The 21,115-nt window shown below is 47.1% G+C and carries 15 protein-coding genes, 2 rRNA genes and 1 pseudogene; 9 read left to right on the forward strand and 9 right to left on the reverse strand.

All coding sequences use genetic code 11. The annotated features are described in order from the left end of the window. Window positions 1–42 precede the first annotated feature (42 nt). Window positions 43–1,245: a branched-chain amino acid ABC transporter substrate-binding protein gene (locus EJO50_RS05270; RefSeq protein WP_125972154.1), complete on the reverse strand. Its 1,203-nt coding sequence runs from the start codon at window positions 1,243–1,245 to the stop codon at window positions 43–45. A gap of 358 nt (window positions 1,246–1,603) precedes the next feature. Beyond that, a complete protein-coding gene (gene radC, locus EJO50_RS05275) occupies window positions 1,604–2,278 on the reverse strand; it encodes a RadC family protein (protein ID WP_125972156.1) in 675 nt (224 codons plus the stop codon). A 255-nt stretch (window positions 2,279–2,533) separates the two neighbouring features. On the opposite strand from radC, the gene coaBC reads away from it, so the two are divergent. Both coaBC and dut read left to right on the forward strand, forming a co-directional pair. Then, complete coding sequence (gene coaBC / locus EJO50_RS05280; protein WP_125972158.1) at window positions 2,534–3,715, forward strand: bifunctional phosphopantothenoylcysteine decarboxylase/phosphopantothenate--cysteine ligase CoaBC; 1,182 nt, start codon at window positions 2,534–2,536, stop codon at window positions 3,713–3,715. Between the two features lie 4 nt (window positions 3,716–3,719). Continuing rightward, window positions 3,720–4,168, forward strand: a pseudogene (gene dut / locus EJO50_RS05285) (dUTP diphosphatase). A gap of 103 nt (window positions 4,169–4,271) precedes the next feature. On the opposite strand, the gene EJO50_RS05290 reads toward dut, so the two are convergent. The 3 genes from EJO50_RS05290 to bfr (EJO50_RS05300) all read right to left on the reverse strand — a co-directional run bounded on the left by EJO50_RS05290 (window position 4,272) and on the right by bfr (EJO50_RS05300) (window position 6,507). Next, a complete protein-coding gene (locus EJO50_RS05290; protein ID WP_125972160.1) occupies window positions 4,272–5,336 on the reverse strand; it encodes a GGDEF domain-containing protein in 1,065 nt (354 codons plus the stop codon). A 221-nt stretch (window positions 5,337–5,557) separates the two neighbouring features. Next, the gene (gene bfr, locus EJO50_RS05295; RefSeq protein WP_125972162.1) at window positions 5,558–6,025 is read right to left on the reverse strand and encodes a bacterioferritin; all 468 of its coding nucleotides are present in this window, start codon (window positions 6,023–6,025) and stop codon (window positions 5,558–5,560) included. A gap of 11 nt (window positions 6,026–6,036) precedes the next feature. After that, complete coding sequence (bfr, locus tag EJO50_RS05300; protein WP_125972164.1) at window positions 6,037–6,507, reverse strand: bacterioferritin; 471 nt, start codon at window positions 6,505–6,507, stop codon at window positions 6,037–6,039. A gap of 346 nt (window positions 6,508–6,853) precedes the next feature. On the opposite strand from bfr (EJO50_RS05300), the gene EJO50_RS05305 reads away from it, so the two are divergent. Together EJO50_RS05305 and EJO50_RS05310 are read left to right on the forward strand one after the other, a co-directional pair. Continuing rightward, the gene (locus tag EJO50_RS05305; protein ID WP_125972166.1) at window positions 6,854–7,630 is read left to right on the forward strand and encodes an inositol monophosphatase family protein; all 777 of its coding nucleotides are present in this window, start codon (window positions 6,854–6,856) and stop codon (window positions 7,628–7,630) included. Between the two features lie 33 nt (window positions 7,631–7,663). Then, a complete protein-coding gene (locus EJO50_RS05310; protein WP_206434456.1) occupies window positions 7,664–7,861 on the forward strand; it encodes a DUF3460 family protein in 198 nt (65 codons plus the stop codon). Window positions 7,862–7,939: 78 nt separating this feature from the next. On the opposite strand, the gene EJO50_RS05315 is transcribed toward EJO50_RS05310, so the two are convergent. From EJO50_RS05315 to purT, 3 genes are all read right to left on the reverse strand, one after another. Continuing rightward, a complete protein-coding gene (locus EJO50_RS05315) occupies window positions 7,940–9,571 on the reverse strand; it encodes a methyl-accepting chemotaxis protein (RefSeq protein ID WP_125972169.1) in 1,632 nt (543 codons plus the stop codon). Window positions 9,572–9,825: 254 nt separating this feature from the next. After that, the gene (locus EJO50_RS05320) at window positions 9,826–10,215 is read right to left on the reverse strand and encodes a group II truncated hemoglobin (RefSeq protein WP_125972171.1); all 390 of its coding nucleotides are present in this window, start codon (window positions 10,213–10,215) and stop codon (window positions 9,826–9,828) included. A 3-nt stretch (window positions 10,216–10,218) separates the two neighbouring features. Further along, window positions 10,219–11,415, reverse strand: coding sequence for a formate-dependent phosphoribosylglycinamide formyltransferase (purT, locus tag EJO50_RS05325; protein WP_125972173.1), 1,197 nt, complete (start codon window positions 11,413–11,415; stop codon window positions 10,219–10,221). 498 nt (window positions 11,416–11,913) lie between these two features. Between purT and EJO50_RS05330 the strand changes: the two genes are divergently transcribed. Further along, a complete protein-coding gene (locus EJO50_RS05330) occupies window positions 11,914–12,711 on the forward strand; it encodes an outer membrane protein OmpK (protein WP_125972175.1) in 798 nt (265 codons plus the stop codon). Window positions 12,712–12,927: 216 nt separating this feature from the next. Here the strand turns inward: EJO50_RS05330 and EJO50_RS05335 are convergent, their stop codons facing one another. Further along, window positions 12,928–13,143 carry a DUF1653 domain-containing protein gene (locus EJO50_RS05335; RefSeq protein ID WP_125972177.1) on the reverse strand — a complete coding sequence of 72 codons (216 nt, stop codon included), beginning with the start codon at window positions 13,141–13,143 and terminating at the stop codon, window positions 12,928–12,930. A gap of 225 nt (window positions 13,144–13,368) precedes the next feature. Between EJO50_RS05335 and leuB the strand changes: the two genes are divergently transcribed. The 4 genes from leuB to EJO50_RS05355 all read left to right on the forward strand — a co-directional run bounded on the left by leuB (window position 13,369) and on the right by EJO50_RS05355 (window position 21,109). Next, entirely contained in the window at window positions 13,369–14,433 is a 1,065-nt protein-coding gene (leuB, locus tag EJO50_RS05340) for a 3-isopropylmalate dehydrogenase (protein ID WP_125972179.1), read from the forward strand. A gap of 236 nt (window positions 14,434–14,669) precedes the next feature. Next, the gene (locus EJO50_RS05345) at window positions 14,670–15,632 is read left to right on the forward strand and encodes an Asd/ArgC dimerization domain-containing protein (RefSeq protein ID WP_164521436.1); all 963 of its coding nucleotides are present in this window, start codon (window positions 14,670–14,672) and stop codon (window positions 15,630–15,632) included. A 343-nt stretch (window positions 15,633–15,975) separates the two neighbouring features. Next, window positions 15,976–17,509 (forward strand): 16S ribosomal RNA (locus tag EJO50_RS05350). Window positions 17,510–17,815: 306 nt separating this feature from the next. Next, window positions 17,816–21,109 (forward strand): 23S ribosomal RNA (locus EJO50_RS05355). Together the 16S and 23S rRNA genes form the textbook arrangement of a ribosomal RNA operon. Window positions 21,110–21,115: the final 6 nt, after the last annotated feature.

Here is a 21,115-nt window from a genome sequence, read left to right on the forward strand (position 1 = left end):
GCGACGCTAGGGTCGCCTTTTTAGATTACGTCATTATGACGCTTACTTAGCTTCACCTGCAACGACTTCGATGACTTCCCACTTGCCACCTTTCACTTGATAGACCGTGATCGGGCCGTTTTTAATATCACCCTTTTCATCAAAGCTAATGGTGCCTGTTACACCTTTGTATTCGATCTTTTGCAATTCAGGCAGGTATTTTGCAGGATCAACGGAACCTGCTTTTTTCATGGCTTCAATCATGACTTTAGTTGCATCGTAATTGTAAGGAGCATAGAGGTTAACGTCTACACCAAACTTTGCTTTGAATTTTGTTAAAAATTCGGTGCCGCCCGGCATGCTTTCTTTAGATTGACCGGGGCTCGAAGATACCATGCCTTCAGAATCTGCACCTGCTAGTTTAATAAACTCAGGAGTTTGTGTGCCATCTCCCCCCATTATTTTTGCGGCAATACCTAGTTTTTTAGCTTGCTTTTTAAGGGGGGCAGCTTGTGCATCCATGCCGCCATAAAAGACGAGATCGGGTTTTGCACCCTTAATGCTGGTCAGAATCGCATTAAAGTCTGTTTCTTGATTGGTGGTAAATTCTCGTTTAACGACTTCGGCCCCAGCTGCTTTGGCGGCTTTTTCAAACTCATCTGCCAAACCTTGGCCATAAGCCGTGCGGTCATCAATAATGGCTATTTTTTTAGCGGCTAGTTTTTTAACGGCAAAGTCACCAAGTACTTTTCCCTGCTGAGCATCATTACTCATCACGCGAAAAGCTGATTTAAAGCCTTGTGCTGTGTAAGCAACGGCGGTGGCTGACGGGGAAATTTGCGGAATTCCTGCATCCGCATAAATCTTGGATGCGGGAATGGTCGTGCCAGAGTTCATATGGCCAATAATGCCGACAACTTTCATGTCGACAAAGCGCTGGGCTACGGTTGTGGCCGTTTTAGGATCGGCCTGATCGTCTTCGGAAACCAGTTCAAATTTAACTTTTTTCCCCGCAATATCAGCACCGCCTTCGGCATTGATTTCATCAATAGCCATGCGTGTGCCATTTTCGTTGTCTTTGCCAAAGTGTGCATTATTGCCGGTAAGCGGGGCTGAGTGAGCAATTTTTACTGTATCGCTGCCAGCTACGGGAGGGGCTGTTACTGTAGCGGCCTGGCTGGCCATTTCTTTGGGGGGTTCCTGTTTACCACAAGCGCCAAGAGCCAGAATGGCAGCCGCGATAAGGCTGTAACGTGCAATAGTCATGTCTTTATTCCTTGGTGTGAATTATGGTTTCAGCAGGCTGATGCCTGCCTTATTAGAGGCTATTCGGTATTGACATCGCAATTGAATTTCTGCAAACAGAGAGGAGCTGTATCTAAGGCGCAACAGCTCCGCTTACCTCCGTCAGATTAAGATTTTGTGAAGATTAAATGGCTTGACCGGTGTGTCAGAGATCGTTAATGCTGTCTTCTTTTACGCATTTTTGAAGACTGGATTACTTCATTGAGCATCGCTTTAGATGAAAAATGAGCCCGATTTTTGGGGCTGCGAGAGGGGGAAATCTTTGTTGCCGGAGCGGGATGTTCTGCGTTAAAACGCAGCAACTTCATGTATGGTCTGTTCATAGGAGCCCCAGTTCTGCCATTGAGATTACCTGGTGCGCGGCAATAATGCAGTGATCAAGCAGGGTTACGTCGATCGTTTCCAAAGTATTGCGCAACTGCTGGGTAATGTGAATATCTGCATCTGATGCTTGCGGGCTGCCGGATGGATGATTGTGCGCGACGATCACGGCTGCAGCATTTAAGGTTAAAGCTCGCCTTGCTACTTCACGCGGGTAAATCCGAGTCTCGGATAATGATCCTTTAAATAATGTTTCAGCACTAATTAACTGATGGGCTGTGTTTAAAAATAGCGCATGAAATTCTTCGTGATCCAGGCTGCGAAGGCGTAGTTTCAAAAAAGCTTTCACAGCTGCTGGCGAGGTAAATGCATCTGTCTGGCGAAGCTCTTCTTGCAGGGCTCGCTTGGACATTTCTAAAACAGCCTGTAGCTGGCAGTATTTGGCGGAGCCCATGCCGTGAACCTGACAAAGTGCATTGTGCGGTGCATGAAATAGTGCTTGTAAAGAGCCAAAATGCAGCAGCAAATCCCGGGACAGATCCACTGCGCTTTTGCCTTTTACCCCAACGCGCAAAAAAAGCGCCAGCAGTTCGGCATCACTCAGATTTTCTGCTCCATGGGCAAGTAGTTTTTCTCTGGGGCGCTCGTCTTCGGGCCAGTCGGTGATTGCCATGCTTTAGCTGCTTATAGATTGTTGTCTGTAGTTTAGGTGGCAGGCGTCAGCATGGCGGGGGGTCTGTTGTTTGGCGGTACAGATGGTATAAAGCCCAGCCTAGGGGGGGCTGAGTCTGTATGTTCAGGTGTCAGAATGCATCAAATATTGATTTGCAATACTTTGCATCGGCTTACTCATTAATTCAACAGTACTTACCATGGTCTATCCTCAGTTAAACTATTGTTTGTGTCCTATTGAAGAGAGCGCTTAGCAATGAGCCAAAAACGCATCGTACTTGGAGTAACCGGTGGCGTTGCCGCGTATAAATCAGTTGAGCTGGTACGCTTATTAACAAAAGCGTCTTATGAAGTTCAGGTGGTCATGACCGAAGCTGCAACAAAGTTTGTTGGGCCCGTGACATTTCAGGCCGTATCGGGGCGCCCGGTTTTTGTTGATTTATGGGATGGGCGAGCGCCAAATAATATGGCGCACATTGATTTAACCCGCGGTGCTCATGCCATTGTGGTGGCCCCGGCTACTGCTGATTTTATGGCGAAAGTTGCTAATGGTTTTGCCGATGATTTGTTGTCAACCCTGGTGGCAGCCAGAGACTGTCCGCTTTTATTAGCGCCTGCCATGAATCGGCAAATGTGGGAAAACCCGCCGAATCAGCGCAATGTGGCGCAGCTGATTTCTGATGGTGTACATATTCTGGGGCCTGGCGAGGGGGAGCAGGCCTGTGGTGAAATAGGTCTTGGCCGGATGCTGGAGCCAGAAGTGCTGCTGCAGCATATCGATGCTTTTTTTCAGTTGAAATTGCTGGCTGGTAAACGGGTCTTGATCACTGCTGGGCCCACTTTCGAGCGGATCGACGCCGTACGCGGCATTACTAACAGCAGCTCAGGTAAAATGGGCTATGCCATTGCCCGTGCAGCTTGGGAGTCTGGCGCAGATGTAGTTCTGGTGTCAGGTGAAACCGCTTTGCCAGAGCCGCTGGGCTGCCGCCGTATTGATGTGGTGAGTGCAGAGGAAATGTTGCAGGCCGTGAATGCCGAAGTAGAAGACACTGACATCTTTATTAGTGTGGCTGCTGTTTCTGATTACTATGTGCTTAACCCCTCCGAGCAAAAAATTAAGAAAGATGCGCACATCCTGACTCTGGAACTTGGCCCCAACCCGGATATTCTGGCCAATATTACCGCACGGGATCATCCTCCATTTTGTGTAGGTTTTGCTGCGGAATCCGAAAATCTGCTGGAATATGCAGAAGCGAAGCGCAAGCGCAAAAAGCTGCCTCTGCTGGCGGCTAATTTAGTGCAAAATGCAATGGGTTCTGATGAAAATGAAATTATTTTGCTTGATGATGATGGTGAAACGCGATTAACACGTGCCCCCAAGCTTGATGTTGCGCGCCGTTTGATTGCCCATATCGCACGGCTTTATCAAAAAAGGTAAGAAAATGTCTCGGATAGACGTAAAGATTTTAGATGGCCGGTTGCAAGAAAACCTGCCGCAATATGCTACCAAAGGCTCGGCTGGGCTGGATTTACGTGCCTGTCTTGATATGCCGATGGAGCTGGCTCCTGGTGTAACTCAACTTGTGCCAACGGGTATGGCGCTGCATCTGGATAATCCAGGCCTTGCAGCCATGATTTTGCCACGCTCGGGGCTTGGGCATAAGCATGGGATTGTGTTGGGTAATCTGGTGGGCCTGATTGATTCAGATTACCAGGGGCAAATTTTTGTCTCGGTATGGAATCGCAGCCAGGTGCCTTTCACCATTCAGCCTATGGAGCGCATTGCGCAGCTGGTGATTGTGCCCGTGGTACAGGTAGAGTTTAATCTGGTCGAGGAGTTTGCAGATTCAGATCGTGGTGAAGGGGGTTTGGAAGTACAGGTAAGCATTAATATGGAAAGTAGAAGTAGTTTTGTCACACAAACGATACGGGGGCTTTGTCCCCGTTTTGCGTTTTTAATTTGCTCAATTACTGCTTACAAGGAGTGGGTGTACTTAAAACAGCTCAACGCTTCCATTGGCGGGGCGATGAATGTTCAGGGTGTCAACAGGAGCGATAGTGACTTTATTGCGGCCATTACTTTTGGATTGATACAGCGCTTCATCAGCCCGCCCAAGCACGGTGCTGAGTACTTCGGAGTGAAGGAGACGGGTAAAACCGATGCTAATGGTGACCTGGCCTACCTGTGGAAATTGCATGCGTGCTACTCTTTCACGAAAGCGCTCCACGGCAAAAAGAGCACTGCTTTCCATTTGTGGCCCCATTAAAACGACAAATTCTTCTCCGCCAAAGCGAAATAAATAATCGCAGCTGCGAAAGCTCGCCTGCATGAGCTGTGCAATTAGCAGAAGGACTTCATCACCGTAAATATGGCCAAACTGATCATTGATACGTTTAAAGTGGTCAATGTCCATGACGGCTAAAAAATAGGCGTCGTCCTCATGTTGACGGCGGCGCTCACTTCCTTCCGAGGGAGGGATTCCGTGAAGGTTGGAGCAGGGGGCTTCCTCTTGTGAGCCCATGATTTTTTGGAATTGGCGCTCCAGCGTTTTTCGATTGAGTAACCCTGTCAGGGTATCTGTTTCACTATATTTGAGCAGGGATATATGATTTTCATAAATGCGTGTCATACCCTGCATCGCTCGTAAATCCTGTTGCTTAAAGGCTCGCTTACCCTGACAGTCGATTAAAAGATGGGGTTGGTTGTTTACTTTGAGGCAGCGCACCAGGCGAAAGTGGGTTATTTCAGTGATATTTTTTGAGTCAAGTAAAGTACTTTTAAGAAGCGGGTCGAAATCGGCGGAGTTACTATTGAGTGTATTGTGTGCCCGCCATTGCCAGGCTTGTTGAATCAATCCGTTGCTAAGACTTAAAGTTTTTTTGATTTGCCAGATTGTTTGTGTTTGTTCTGTCTGGAGATGGCAATGGTAAAAGTCGACTTGCTCCAAATCAAAAATTTCCTGCAAGCTTATGCCCAGGCTGATTAACAGCGCATCTCTATCATCTAAGCTGGTGAGGTTGGCCATTGCATCTAGCATAATAAAAGGCTTGAGAGGCATGACAATACTCCCGTTGGCGGTGTGGATTTTTTCAAGTAAGTTTTTTTATAGCTGATGCCTGATATTTCATTGTCTGTTTATTGGCAAGAGGCAGGTGGATGGTGAAATCTTTTTTAGATCGGTGAGTATGATAAGGATTGATTTATTAGGGGTTAGTCAGATAAAAAAAAGCCACTCATTAATTAATAAAATGAATGGCCTTTTTTATTTTACAAAAGATTTTACATTTGTGTTTGCAGGTAATTAGCTAGGCTAATGGCTTTAATTAAGCCAAGTTGTTGCTCCAGCCAGTGTGCGTGGTCCTGTTCGGTATCATCCAATAGCTTAACCAGCATATTACGGCTGACATAATCTTGTTCTTGCTCACAAATGGCGATTACCCGTTTGAGCGCGCTGGCGACATCGTATTCGGTCAGTAGATCATTTTGTAGCATAGAGGGGACATCAGAACCGATTCGTAAGGCATCTCGCCCGGCAACATCTGGTATGCCGCCCAGGAATAAAATGCGTGCAATCAGCAGGGATGAATGGCCAATTTCATCCTGACGTTCGTGATCAATGCGCTCAAAAAGCTTGCTATAGCCCCAGTTATGATACATCTGGCTATGTACAAAGTATTGGTCAACGGAGGTGAGTTCAGTTACCAGCAGCTCTTTCAGGGCTGCGATTACATTTTGTTTGCCTTGCATGGTGATATTCCTTATGCGTCGATTTGTGATTGGAGGTAATTTGCTAAACCCAGGGAAGCCTGCAGTTCGGCCTGGGTTTCCAGCCAATCAACATATTCTTCTTCCTCTTCGAGCAGATCTTCCAGAATGTCGCGTGAGACATAGTCTTGTTCAAGCTCGCAGGTTTCAATCGCTTGGCGCAAAGTGCTAAGGTGGGCACTGACCAGTTTTAAATCGCATTCCAGCATTTCTGGCGTATTTTCACCTATGTATAATTTACCCAGTTGCTGCAAATTTGGCAGGCCTTCCAGCATTAGAATGCGTGTAATAAGCTGGTCTGCCCGCTTCATTGCATCAATTGATTCATGGTAAACGGCATCATTCAGTTTTTTTAAGCCCCAGTTACGATACATGCGCGCGTGTAAGAAGAATTGGTTGATAGCAATTAATTCATTGCCTAGTACGCTATTGAGTGAGCTCAGTACGAGTTTGCTACCTTGCATTTTGTATTTTCCTTGTGGCTGGTCCAGCTTTACAATTTATGACTGGCAGGGACATTTGTCAGTTTTAACACCCTTCTAACTATGTGGGAATTCAAAATTACTGTTCATGATTTATCTGCTGTTTATTCTATTAGTATTTATGATTCCTCCATATTTTACCATTGAATCTTTTGTATTTTTTATTAGGAATAGTTCTTACTATTTTGCTGTGTTAATGAATAATCATTAAAAAGTCTGGTTGTAATGATAAATATCTGAAATATGTATAAGGAATAAAAACTATTATTATTTGTTGGCTATTTATGTTATTTTTTGCTGAAGATAATCGTGGTCTATAGGAGCACTTATGATATTGCCTGATGAAATTATTGCACTGGCACATCAATTGGCAGATGCCAGTGGCGTGATTATACGCCCTTATTTTCGAGGCTCTTTAGCTATCGATGATAAAAATGACCGTAGCCCTGTAACGATTGCTGACAAAGAAGCCGAGCAGGTAATGCGCGAGCTGATTCAAAAAATACGACCTCAAGACGGCATTATTGGCGAAGAGTTTGGCCGTGAGCGTGAAAATGCGGAATGGTTGTGGGTGTTAGATCCGATTGATGGCACCAAGTCGTTTACGGTAGGGCGGGCATTATTTGTTACTCTTATTGGCCTGCTGCACCATGGTAAGCCGGTGCTGGGCGTGATTAATCAGCCGATTCAAAATGAGCGCTGGCTGGGGATTACAGGGCAAGGCGCGTGGTTTAACGGTGAGCGGGTCGTGGTCAATCAAATTGAGCAGTTGCACTCGGCAAGGCTGGGAACCACTGGGCCGCAGTACCTGGATGTGGGAGCTGCGGGTTTTGCTCGTTTGTCCGAGCAGTGCCGATTTACTACTTATGGAGGTGATGGCTATTTGTATGCACAGGTTGCTAGCGGCTGGCTGGAGCTGGTTGTGGAAGAAGGCCTGAAATTGCATGATTTTGCAGCGTTGGCTCCTGTGGTGAACGGTGCAGGCGGGCGGATGACAGACTGGCAGGGCAGGGCGTTGGATATTCATAGTGAGGGGCGGGTTCTGGCTGCGGCTAACCCGGTATTACACGCAGCAGCGCTGCCATTTCTGCTGAACGCGGTATAATGAGCTTATTCGTCACATCTAACGTGGATTGCCATGTTTAAGAACACACAGTACGTTTCTGATTTTACCTTGTTTATGGATGACTATTTGGTGAAAAACCCGGAGGTTGCTCAGGGCCAGCTTGAGGGGCGTGCACTTTTGTGGGATAAAGCACCACTGGATCTGGATGAGCATTTACGCGCTATAGCATCTAAAGTGCAGCAAAAGCCTTATCCCTACCAAACTAATTAAGTTACGATAATTAGTAAATAAAAAACACCGCTATGTATTGAAATAGCGGTGTTTTTTTTATACATATTTCGGTTGAAATCAGGTGTGATATTGGCTGATTATAGTGTTCAGGGTGATAGCAATCTGGCGAAGTTCTTCGGATAGTTCACTGGTGCTGCTTGCGGTTGTATGATTTTGTTCGCTAGCCTGGGCGATTTTTTCAATATTGTTGGCAATATCCTGGCTGGCAGAGCTTTGCTCACTGATCGCATCGGCCATCTGGGCGATATCGCTAACCGTATTTTTGGATTGCTGTTCCAGGTTCGCCAGAGATTCTGCGACACTTTGGGTGTTGCGCACTCCGCTTTCAACCATCTTGCTGGCGTGCTGCATGCCTTCAGATGCAGTGCTGGTGTCTCTTTGTACTGCTTCAATTTTGCTGGTAATTTCGGTGGTGGCCTGGGTCGTTCTTTCGGCCAGTTTCCTGACTTCATCGGCAACAACGGCAAAGCCTCGGCCTAAATCACCTGCACGGGCAGCTTCAATTGCTGCATTGAGAGCCAGTAAGTTGGTCTGATCCGCAATATCTTTAATAACCATCACAATGCTGCCAATTTCACCCGAGCGCTGATTTAGCTGATCAATTACGGCTGCAGAGCTATTTATATTTTCGGCAATCTGGCGAATTTCATTGGCAGTGCGGTTGGCAGAAATTGCGCCTTCAGCCGCTGTTGATGCACCTTGTCTGGCTTCGGAATTTAGCCCTTCTGCGCTGGATGAAATCATATTCACACTTACTGATAATTCTTCAACCGCAGCCGCTGTCGCACTGGATGCAGAGGATTGTACGTGAGATGAGTCTGTCATCTGTTTTGCTGCAGACGAGAGCATTTCGGCAGAGCTGAGTAGCTGGCTGGAGTTTTTACGGGATTCGCTAATTACTTTACTCATATTGATGAGTAAGCGATTGATAACTGCAGAAGACTGGCTGATTTCATCTATCCCGGACTGGTTAAGCCTGAGTGCCAAATTACCCGTTTGATCTATTTCGCTAATAACAGCTTGTAATGCGGAGAGTGGTCTGCGAATGCTATGAATAATAATCAGAGCGCTGGCAATACCAATGAGTACAGCAATAAACATCAATATAATCGATGTATTGATTGTTGTTTTAGTAATTTGGCTGAGTGTTTTTTCCATCTTTTTTGCTTTATTGATGGCTTCATCTGCTAAATGTGTGAGGCTCTCTTGCATAGAGCGAATAGGCTCTTTATATTTGGAAAATTCAGCATTTATTTCTGATGCTCTTTCATATTTTTTGGATTTTACCTCATTAGATATATTGTTAAAACCTTCGGAGTAGGTTTTTAGATGTTGAGATAGTTCACTTAGTTTTTGTAAATCTTCAGCATCGGCGTTGGCAGAGCCATCTTTGATGGCTATATTGGCTTTTTCAAGGGCAGCATGCCATTTTTGATCGTATTCTTTAACTTTTTCGATGTTTTCAAAATTTAAAAAAATATCTTTTTCATATCGTCTTAAATCTGTAACCTGATGACGAGCTTCAAGTAGGTCAAGTGAGTAGTTTAAATCACGCTGCAGCATATTTTCTGTAAGACTGGCTTGTCGATTAAGGCCCCAAAGCCCAAGAGCACCCACGCTGATGAGCAAAAGCAGGAGTAGAGCAAAGCCTCCTACCAGCCTTGCGGCAATTGTAAATTTAGATAGCATGGGATTCTCCAAAAGGAAGCTTTGTTATGGATTGTAGAGTTGATTTAGCGTATTGCTAGTAGAAAGCGTTATAAATGAATAAATAATTAGTTTGGGGTGCTACTTGTAATTCAAGTGAGCAAAAAAATACCGTATCCAATTATTTGGATACGGTATTTGGAGTTACGCATAAGGTCAATCAGGTGTTAATTGCAGTGTCTAATATAATTACAAAATACGTCAGTATTTTTATACTTCTTTATTTTATAAAGTATCTATTTATTACGCATAAAGTCAGCTGTACGGAAAAATGCATCTTCTAAATGATCTCGTAATGTGTTTTCCATAGGGATTTCTTCCATGGCTTGAAACATGCACATTAGCCATTGATCCCGCTCGTCTTCGCTAATAGCAAAAGGCATATGACGCGCACGCAACATAGGGTGGCCATATTTTTCCATGAAGCGCTGTGGTCCGCCTAGCCAGCCAGATAAAAAATCGAATAATTTATCGCGAATGAGCGTGCTGTCCTCGTGGTGCATGGCGCGAATAGAGCTGGCACGCGGGTCGCTATTCATGATGTCGTAAAAGCGATCAACTAATTGACGTAATACTGCATCGCCACCCAATAAGTGGTAGGGCGTCATTTCTGCTACTTCTTGCATTGCTTATTCCTTAACAGGTTTAACAAGGCTGGCCGCAAGTCTGGCGCGGCTACGTGCTTCATCGGGGCTGGCTCCTGCTGCGAGTGCTACACCCATACGGCGACGGGCAAAGCTTTCTGGTTTGCCAAACAGGCGTAAATCAGCCCGGGGTATAGCTAAAGCCTGTTCTAAGCCTTTAAAGGCAATACCGGTTTCTTCCATGCCGCCATAGATTACGGCGCTGGCTGCAGGTTCCCGCAGTGTGGCATCAATTGGCAACATTAAAATAGCACGGGCGTGGAGTTCAAATTCTGAGAAGCGCTGACTGGCCAGGGTAACAAGGCCGGTATCGTGCGGGCGTGGGCTGACTTCGGAGAACCAAACTTCGTCCCCTTTTACAAAGAGCTCAACACCAAATAAGCCACGACCACCTAAATTATTGGTGATCTTTTGGGCAATATCGCGGGCGCGTTTTAGGGCCAACGGGCGCATCGGCTGTGGTTGCCAGCTTTCTATATAATCACCATTTTTCTGGATATGGCCGATAGGGTCGCAGAAAAAAGTTTCAATTTTGCCAGAGGGGCCTAATGCCCGCACGGTAAGTAGGGTGATTTCGTATTCAAAATCCACAAAGCCCTCTACGATGACGCGGCCCTGATTGACACGACTGCTACTGGCGGCGCATTCCCATGCCGCATCGATTTCTGTGGCATCATGAACAAAGGACTGGCCTTTGCCGGAAGATGACATGACCGGCTTAATCAGGCAAGGAAGTCCGATGGCATCAACGGCGGCGCGCATTTCATTTAGGGATGAGGCGAACTGGTAGCTGGAAGTTGGCAAGCTCAGCTCTTCAGCGGCTAAGCGACGAATGCCTTCGCGATTCATGGTGAGATGGGTGGCACGGGCGTTCGGGATTACTGTGGCAAGGCCATCGGCTTCGATCTCCATAAGCTCGGATGTTGCAATGGCTTCGATTTCGGGCACGATTAAATGCGGGCGTTCTAGCTCCACCAAGGCGCGCAGTGCAGCGGGGTCTGTCATATCGATGACATGGCTGCGATGCGCTACCTGCATGCCGGGGGCGTTCGCGTAGCGATCCACTGCAATTACTTCAACGCCTAGTTTCTGTAAGGCGATAATGACTTCCTTACCCAGCTCACCGCTGCCTAACAGCATGACTTTAGTAGCGGAGGGTGAAAGAGGTGTGCCGATATGCATAAGATTTTCCCGAGCAAAGGTGAATATGGCGAATTTTAACATGGGCCTAGTGGCACCGTTGGGCCTGACCCTGAACCTTTGATTGGTTTTTCTTACTAGGATATTTACTGTGTGCTTGCCTTTTAGGTTAAAAGGCATAAAAAAACTAATTAAATTGCTGGATGTTTGGTTGGTGATTCTATTACGTAGTAATTATTATTTATTTAATGGTGTTTAATAGGTGGGCATTTTGCTGTTTAAATATTAATCCGTAGGGGTATTTGTTTATTGTGTGTCTATTTTGAATATAAAAATGACAGTTGCAATCCTCATCTTTCGGGTCAGAACAACTTTCTTAAGTTTAATCAATAATATTACTGTTTAAATCTATTAGTCTGCTCATTAAATATATTTCATTTACTAGCGTAAATAAACTCGTTATGCTGCCCTCTCCTGGCCGGTTAGGGAAGAATGGTTGCAGATTTCTACCGAATTAAATAATCAAATGATGAGCTTAATATGAAACTTCGCAATATTTTAGTTGCTGCCAGCATCCTGGCTACTCCCGCTGCATTTGCTGCAAATGACTGGTCTTTCAAAAATGTGAGCGTGAACTGGCTGGATTGGTCCAGTGGTACTGAAGATCGTACTAATGCAGGTGCGTTTGCAGGGAAGAAAGATTTCGCCCTTTTGGAAGTAGAAGGAGGCTTTGGTGGCGATTGGGGCGAGGCTTATGGCTTTTTTGATATCGAAAACCCAAGCAAAGCAAAGAGCGAGTCGGATTCGCGAAATAACCGCCGCTATGTAGTTAAGGCTGTTGGACGCTTTAACATGACTCATCTGGGCTCTGTGCCTGTGCAGGCTTATGTGCATATTTATGATTTACGTGACCCGGGTACAGGTTTCTTTACGCAGAATCGCGTTTTAGGCTTGGGGACCAGTTTTTCCAGTGGCAATTTCTGGATTAAACTGTTTCTGGGTGCACATCAGCAGCTGGATAAAAATATTGGCGCACATGGCAATGGCATGATGGCAGGTTATGTTGCAGGCTATAGCTTCCAGATGTTTGGTCAGTCCTTTATGGCGACGCAATGGCATGAAACAGAATTTAATCGTAGCGATAAATTTCTGATGATGGGCAGCCCGGCGGGAGGCGTGACCAAGGGGGATTCGACAGGCCAGAATGGCGCAGTTTCTCTTTGGTGGAATGTCAGCAAGGAATTCACAACTGGTTTGCAATATCGCTACGCGGACCAAAAATTAGGCTCTGCTTCATACCAAAATGCCATGATTTATACGGCTAAATATAATTTTTAATTGATATTGAGTTTTGATAAAAAAACCCGCTCTGGCGGGTTTTTTTTATGCGTCTATTTTCTTCGTTGATGGCTTTGAATATTAAGGGTGTGATTGGTGTAATCAAACACACCTATTAAAACAGGGGCAGTTTTTGTCTGTATGGCTTTTGAATATAAAAAAACAGCTCGCTCTCTTTTTGCTCAAAAGAGCCAACGAGATGGGCGCTTTATTTGTTTACTTGGAATGCCAGCAAAAGCGCTGCACGGTTTTTCCGTTGTAAGTAATGCTTTCCGTGAACATCGCGAGCGGGCGCACCCAAAGATCAAATTCACCATAGAGGCAGCGATAAACTACCATTTCTTCTTCGGTTTCGCTGTGCTTTGCCACTCCAATGACTTGATAGAGCGGGCCTTTGTAATGCTGGTAGATACCGTTTTCGATGGAGGGCACTTTTTTATCTGCAGAGTTGGTTAATTGTAAAAGGGGCTTCTTGGTGGGTTTGTCGATAACAGGTAATATCCAAGGTGATATCTTTACGCGTATTGTATTTAATCGCCAGTACTTGTGGTGAGATTTTCCGCTAAAGAGACGATGCAGAGTAGCGTTGCAACGGGTGCTCTTAACATAAGTTGCGCCCGTAAACCCATTTAAAAGACTAGCAAAAGGTTGATTGGTATGAAGATTGCGGTATTGCCAGGCGATGGCATTGGCCCGGAAATTATCAAAGAAGCCCGTAAAGTATTGGAAGTGCTGCAAAAAGAAGGGCTGGCCATTACGCTGGAAGAAGCGCCTTTGGGTGGTGCTGCTTACGATCAGTATGGCTCGCCTTATCCAGAAGTGACGCAAAAATTAGCCCATGAGGCTGATGCGGTGTTGCTGGGGGCGGTGGGTGGCCCGGCTTACGATGACCTGGATCGCCCGCTGCGCCCGGAGCGTGGTTTGCTGGCAATTCGTAAAGATTTAAATCTTTTTGCTAATTTACGCCCGGCTATTCTTTATCCTGAGCTGGCGAATGCTTCCACATTGAAGTCTGAAGTGGTCAGTGGTCTGGATATCATGATTGTGCGCGAGCTGACAGGAGACATTTATTTTGGTCAGCCTCGCGGTATTCGCGTCAACGCATCGGGTGAGCGTGAGGGGTTTAATACCATGCTCTATGCCGAATCAGAAGTGCGCCGCATTGCCCATGTGGCTTTCGGTATTGCGATGAAGCGCAATAAAAAATTGTGCTCGGTAGATAAGGCCAACGTGCTGGAAACTACCGAGTTTTGGAAAGAAATCATGATTGACGTGGCTAAGGAGTACCCTGAAGTCACACTTAGCCATATGTATGTGGATAACGCGGCCATGCAATTGGTGCGTAATCCTAAGCAATTTGATGTGATGGTCACCGGTAATATCTTTGGTGATATTCTGAGCGATGAAGCCTCGATGCTGACCGGCTCGATCGGCATGCTGCCTTCTGCGTCCTTAGATGCTAATAATAAAGGTTTGTACGAGCCTAGCCATGGTTCTGCACCGGATATTGCGGGCAAAAATCTGGCTAACCCGCTGGCGACGATTTTGTCGGTGGCGATGATGATGCGCTACAGCTTTAATCTGGAAGCGGTTGCACAGCGAATTGAAAACGCGGTGAAAAAAGTACTGGCTGATGGTTTACGCACCGCTGATATTTTTGAAGCGGGCTCCACAAAGGTAAGCTGCTCAGAAATGGGCGATGCGGTGGTCGCGGCTTTGTAAAATATTAAGCTGGACGCATGGATAAGCAGGGCGCATATTGCGCCCTGTTTGTTTTATGACAGCAGCGCTTATTGTTCACGGCCAATACGAACGATGTGGGTAAAACCAGATGTGCTGCGCCATTTTGTTAGTGGATGGGTGCAATTTCTGTGGTTTACCCTCTGCATTGTTTAGCCATGCGCGTTGTGTCTGCAGATTTTGGTTTTTGTATTTTTATATTTTCAAAGGATTTGATCATGGCTGTAAAACCGCTTTCTCTGGCTGTTGTCGGGGCAAACAGTACTTCGGGCGAGACTTTATTAGAGGTGCTGGGTGCAACATCGCAGTCTTTCTCCACCTTTTTTCCTTTGGCGGTGACAGATGAAGGCGAGATGGTCGAGTTTCGTGGCCAGGATTTTCCTATCCTGGGTGTGGAAGATTTCAACTGGGAAGTGCCAGATTTAGTGGTGTTCTGTGGTGAAGATCCGGCGTGCGCTATTCGCTATGCCAAAATTGCTGCAGAAGCTGGCGCAGCCGTGGTTGATTTAAGTGGCGGGGCGGATGTGCCTCTGGCAGAGGCCGATACGCGCCTGAAGCGTGGTGGTGTGGCGTGTATGCCGCATGAAGTCACAACTATTTTATTGCCTGTACTTAAGGCATTGGCTAAAGCTGCTCCTTTCTCTGGTTTAACTGTGACCGCCATGTTGTCGGTTTCGCAAGACGGCAAGCAGGGGATTTACGAGTTATCCGAGCAAACACGCGCTTTGTTTGCACAAAGTGAAGTGCAAATTAGCCACTATGCAAAACGGATGGCGTTTAATCTGCATCCTTCTATTGGTGCCATTGATGAATATGGCGCAAGTGTTGAAGAAATGCGCATCATTGCAGAGGTTGGCAGCGTGTGTGTGGATGTGCCGATGTCACTGACTTGTACCCGTGTACCGATGTTTTTTGGTCATGGTATTAGCTTGAATGTGCGTTTTTCTGAAGATATCACTTTAAATGCACTGAAAGCGGTATTAACAGATGCAGAAGGTGTTTACTTGTTAGAAGTACAGGGTGCTGCTGGTTTGGTTACGCCGCAAGACGTGATTGGTGGGGACAAGGTTTGGGTGAGTCGTGTGCGTGCCAGCGGTCAGGGTGTGTCGCTTTGGCTGGCAGGTGACAATACCCGTTTAGGCGCAATGGCAGTGCTGCGTTTGTTGGGCGCAGCTACTTAAAGTACGCTGGTTTTTTTATGTTCTGACCTTTTGCTTAATTTCTACTGGGTGTTTGCGTCATTTAGGTGGAAGGGTTGGTTTATTTTAAATCAACAGCTTAGCGCATTACTAGGCTTTTATTGCACGGTAGTGGTTGACCTTCCCGGGTAAGGTCCGTATATTTCGGCCTCTCGCTGCAGCACACACGGCAACACAGTGTTTGGGCAAGCGAAACGATCTTTAAAAAAATACAGTCGATGAGTGTGAGTGCTTGATTCGGAAGCGAAACAAGTGCTTGCATAGTAAGAGTCATTTTTCGGAATGGCTTGAGTTTTGTAAGCCAGTAAGTACTAGCTTAGCGATTAAACTAAAGAGTTTGATCCTGGCTCAGATTGAACGCTGGCGGCATGCTTTACACATGCAAGTCGAACGGTAACAGGGTGCTTGCACCGCTGACGAGTGGCGAACGGGTGAGTAATATATCGGAACGTACCTAGTAATGGGGGATAACTATCCGAAAGGATAGCTAATACCGCATACGCCCTGAGGGGGAAAGAGGGGGATCGCAAGACCTCTCGTTATTAGAGCGGCCGATATCAGATTAGCTAGTTGGTGAGGTAAAGGCTCACCAAGGCGACGATCTGTAGCGGGTCTTAGAGGACGATCCGCCACACTGGAACTGAGACACGGTCCAGACTCCTACGGGAGGCAGCAGTGGGGAATCTTGGACAATGGGCGCAAGCCTGATCCAGCAATGCCGCGTGCGTGAAGAAGGCCTTCGGGTTGTAAAGCGCTTTTGTCCGGGAGGAAATCCTAAGAGCTAATATCTTTTGGGGATGACAGTACCGGAAGAATAAGGACCGGCTAACTACGTGCCAGCAGCCGCGGTAATACGTAGGGTCCAAGCGTTAATCGGAATTACTGGGCGTAAAGGGTGCGCAGGTGGTTGATTAAGTGTGATGTGAAAGCCCCGGGCTCAACCTGGGAATTGCATTGCAAACTGGTGAACTAGAGTATGGCAGAGGGGGGTGGAATTCCGCGTGTAGCAGTGAAATGCGTAGAGATGCGGAGGAACACCGATGGCGAAGGCAACCCCCTGGGCTAATACTGACACTCATGCACGAAAGCGTGGGGAGCAAACAGGATTAGATACCCTGGTAGTCCACGCCCTAAACGATGTCTACTAGTTGTTGGGGAATTCGTTCCTTAGTAACGCAGCTAACGCGTGAAGTAGACCGCCTGGGGAGTACGGCCGCAAGGCTAAAACTCAAAGGAATTGACGGGGGCCCGCACAAGCGGTGGATGATGTGGATTAATTCGATGCAACGCGAAAAACCTTACCTAGCCTTGACATGTCAAGAACCTCTGAGAGATTGGGGGGTGCCGCAAGGAACTTGAACACAGGTGCTGCATGGCTGTCGTCAGCTCGTGTCGTGAGATGTTGGGTTAAGTCCCGCAACGAGCGCAACCCTTGTCCTTAGTTGCCATCATTTGGTTGGGCACTTTAAGGAGACTGCCGGTGACAAACCGGAGGAAGGTGGGGATGACGTCAAGTCCTCATGGCCCTTATGGCTAGGGCTTCACACGTCATACAATGGTCGGTACAGAGGGTTGCCAAGCCGCGAGGTGGAGCTAATCTCATAAAACCGATCGTAGTCCGGATTGGAGTCTGCAACTCGACTCCATGAAGTCGGAATCGCTAGTAATCGCGGATCAGCATGTCGCGGTGAATACGTTCCCGGGCCTTGTACACACCGCCCGTCACACCATGGGAATGGGTTTCACCAGAAGTAGGTAGGCTAACCTTCGGGAGGCCGCTTACCACGGTGGGATTCATGACTGGGGTGAAGTCGTAACAAGGTAGCCGTAGGGGAACCTGCGGCTGGATCACCTCCTTTCAAGAGAAGACTTTTGGATTGAGTACTCACACTCATCGACTGTAGGTTTAGGGATTGTTGGTTTAGGATGCAGAATTAATCGGGCTGAACAAAAGTCACATTAATTCTGGTTTCTAAAATCAGCAAGACAGTAAATTGATCTTTAAAAAAATAGAAGAAGTAATACTCAAGTTTAGAAATAAATAAGGGTAGATTGTATCAAAATTGATTATTCGAAGTCAGAACTGAATAATCGATGTCGCAAACAAAGCGAAATCAGATACTTCGAATTGTATTAACTTTGTTGATACGTGTTTGAGGTTATAGGATCAAGCGACTAAGTGCATCTGGTGGATGCCTTGGCGATGATAGGCGAAGAAGGACGCGTTAGCCTGCGAAAAGCGATGGGGAGCTGGCAAATAAGCTTTGATCCATCGATATCCGAATGGGGAAACCCGGCCCTTTTGGGTCACTCATCACTGAATACATAGGTGGTGTAGAGCGAACTCGGCGAACTGAAACATCTAAGTAGCCGAAGGAAAAGAAATCAACCGAGATTCCCAAAGTAGTGGCGAGCGAAATGGGAAGAGCCTGCATGTGATAGATCAAACTTTAGTGGAACAGTCTGGAAAGTCTGGCGATAGTGGGTGATAGCCCCGTACACGAAAGAGATTGGTTGGTACTAAGCATGCGAGAAGTAGGGCGGGACACGAGAAATCCTGTTTGAAGATGGGGGGACCATCCTCCAAGGCTAAATACTCATCATCGACCGATAGTGAACCAGTACCGTGAGGGAAAGGCGAAAAGAACCCCGGGAGGGGAGTGAAATAGAACCTGAAACCGGATGCATACAAACAGTGGGAGCCCTTGCAAAATGGGGTGACTGCGTACCTTTTGTATAATGGGTCAGCGACTTACGTTCAGTAGCGAGCTTAACCGAGTAGGGGAGGCGTAGGGAAACCGAGTCCGAATAGGGCGCATAGTTGCTGGGCGTAGACCCGAAACCAAGTGATCTATCCATGGCCAGGATGAAGCTGCGGTAATACGCAGTGGAGGTCCGAACCCACTAATGTTGCAAAATTAGGGGATGAGCTGTGGATAGGGGTGAAAGGCTAAACAAACTTGGAAATAGCTGGTTCTCCTCGAAAACTATTTAGGTAGTGCCTCATGTATCACTGACGGGGGTAAAGCACTGTTATGGCTAGGGGGTCATCGCGACTTACCAAACCATGGCAAACTCTGAATACCGTCAAGTGCGAGCATGGGAGACAGACTGTGGGTGCTAACGTCCATGGTCAAGAGGGAAACAACCCAGATCGCCGTCTAAGGTCCCAAATAATCAGTTAAGTGGAAAACGAGGTGGGAAGGCATAGACAGCCAGGATGTTGGCTTAGAAGCAGCCATCATTTAAAGAAAGCGTAATAGCTCACTGGTCGAGTCGTCCTGCGCGGAAGATGTAACGGGGCTCAAACTGATAACCGAAGACGCGAATTTAGGAGTCAGCTTTCAGGCTTCAGGAGTCAAACGATGGTTCAACGTGTAGAAGAATTGGACGTGTTTAAGAAAGCCTATGTGGTCTCCTTAGAGATTCATCGGATGAGCTTAAGCTTTCCAAAGATTGAACAATACGCGTTGGGTGATCAAATACGACGATCGAGTAAAAGCATTGTTGCAAATCTTGCAGAAGGATTTGGCAAACAAGGCTACTTGAAAGGAGAATTTTTACGCTTCATTTTTATTGCCTTAGGCAGTGCAGATGAAGTGCGAGTTTGGCTACGATATAGCATGGATTTAGGATACATCAGTGAAACAGACTGGCAACGTTGGCGCGATCAATATGAAGAGATCGCCAAGATGTTGCATGGTTTAGGCAAATCACTGAAACCCGAACCCTGAAAGCTGGCTCCTAAATGGTAGAGGAGCGTTCCGTAGGCCTGCGAAGGTGTCTTGAGAAGGATGCTGGAGGTATCGGAAGTGCGAATGCTGACATGAGTAGCGATAATGCGGGTGAAAAGCCCGCACACCGAAAACCCAAGGTTTCCTGCGCAACGTTCATCGGCGCAGGGTGAGTCGGCCCCTAAGGCGAGGCAGAAATGCGTAGTCGATGGACAACGGGTTAATATTCCCGTACCGATATGAAGTGCGATGGGGGGACGGAGAAAGGTAGGTCAGCCATCTGTTGGAATAGGTGGTTTAAGCGAGTAGGCGTGTGGCTTAGGCAAATCCGGGCTGCTATAACGCTGAGACGTGACGACGAAGTCTTCGGACTGAAGTGATTGATCCTATGCTTCCAAGAAAAGCCTCTAAGCTTCAGCTTTATATTGACCGTACCGCAAACCGACACAGGTGGGTAGGAAGAGAATTCTAAGGTGCTTGAGAGAACTCAGGAGAAGGAACTCGGCAAATTATCACCGTAACTTCGGGAGAAGGTGAGCCCAGAGTATGTGAAGTTCTTCGCGAATGGAGCAGAAATGGGTCGCAGAGAAATGGGGGCTGCGACTGTTTATCAAAAACATAGCACTCTGCAAAGTCGAAAGACGACGTATAGGGTGTGACGCCTGCCCGGTGCTGGAAGATTAAATGATGGGGTGCAAGCTCTTGACTGAAGTCCCAGTAAACGGCGGCCGTAACTATAACGGTCCTAAGGTAGCGAAATTCCTTGTCGGGTAAGTTCCGACCCGCACGAATGGCGTAACGATGGCCCTACTGTCTCCTCCTGAGACTCAGCGAAGTTGAAATGTTTGTGAAGATGCAATCTCCCCGCTGCTAGACGGAAAGACCCCGTGAACCTTTACTGTAGCTTTGCATTGGACTTTGAAGTGGTTTGTGTAGGATAGGTGGGAGGCTATGAAGCGTGGACGCTAGTCTGCGTGGAGCCGACCTTGAAATACCACCCTGACCCCTTTGAGGTTCTAACCTTGGTCCGTTATCCGGATCGGGGACCGTGCATGGTAGGCAGTTTGACTGGGGCGGTCTCCTCCCAAATTGTAACGGAGGAGCTCGAAGGTCGCCTAGGTACGGTCGGACATCGTACTGATAGTGTAATGGCATAAGGCGGCTTAACTGCGAGACAGACAAGTCGAGCAGGTGCGAAAGCAGGACATAGTGATCCGGTGGTTCTGAATGGAAGGGCCATCGCTCAACGGATAAAAGGTACTCCGGGGATAACAGGCTGATTCCGCCCAAGAGTTCACATCGACGGCGGAGTTTGGCACCTCGATGTCGGCTCATCACATCCTGGGGCTGTAGCCGGTCCCAAGGGTATGGCTGTTCGCCATTTAAAGTGGTACGTGAGCTGGGTTCAAAACGTCGTGAGACAGTTTGGTCCCTATCTGCAGTGGGCGTTGGAAATTTGAGGGGGGCTGCTCCTAGTACGAGAGGACCGGAGTGGACAGATCTCTGGTGTACCGGTTGTCACGCCAGTGGCATCGCCGGGTAGCTAAATCTGGAAGAGATAAGCGCTGAAAGCATCTAAGCGCGAAACTCGCCTCAAGATGAGATTTCCCCAAGGCTTTAAGCCTTTTAAAGGGTCGTTCGAGACCAGGACGTTGATAGGTCGGGTGTGGAAGCGCAGTAATGCGTTAAGCTAACCGATACTAATTGCCCGTAAGGCTTGATCCTATAACC

Source organism: Iodobacter ciconiae (assembly GCF_003952345.1).
In the GTDB taxonomy this organism is placed as follows: domain Bacteria; phylum Pseudomonadota; class Gammaproteobacteria; order Burkholderiales; family Chitinibacteraceae; genus Iodobacter; species Iodobacter ciconiae.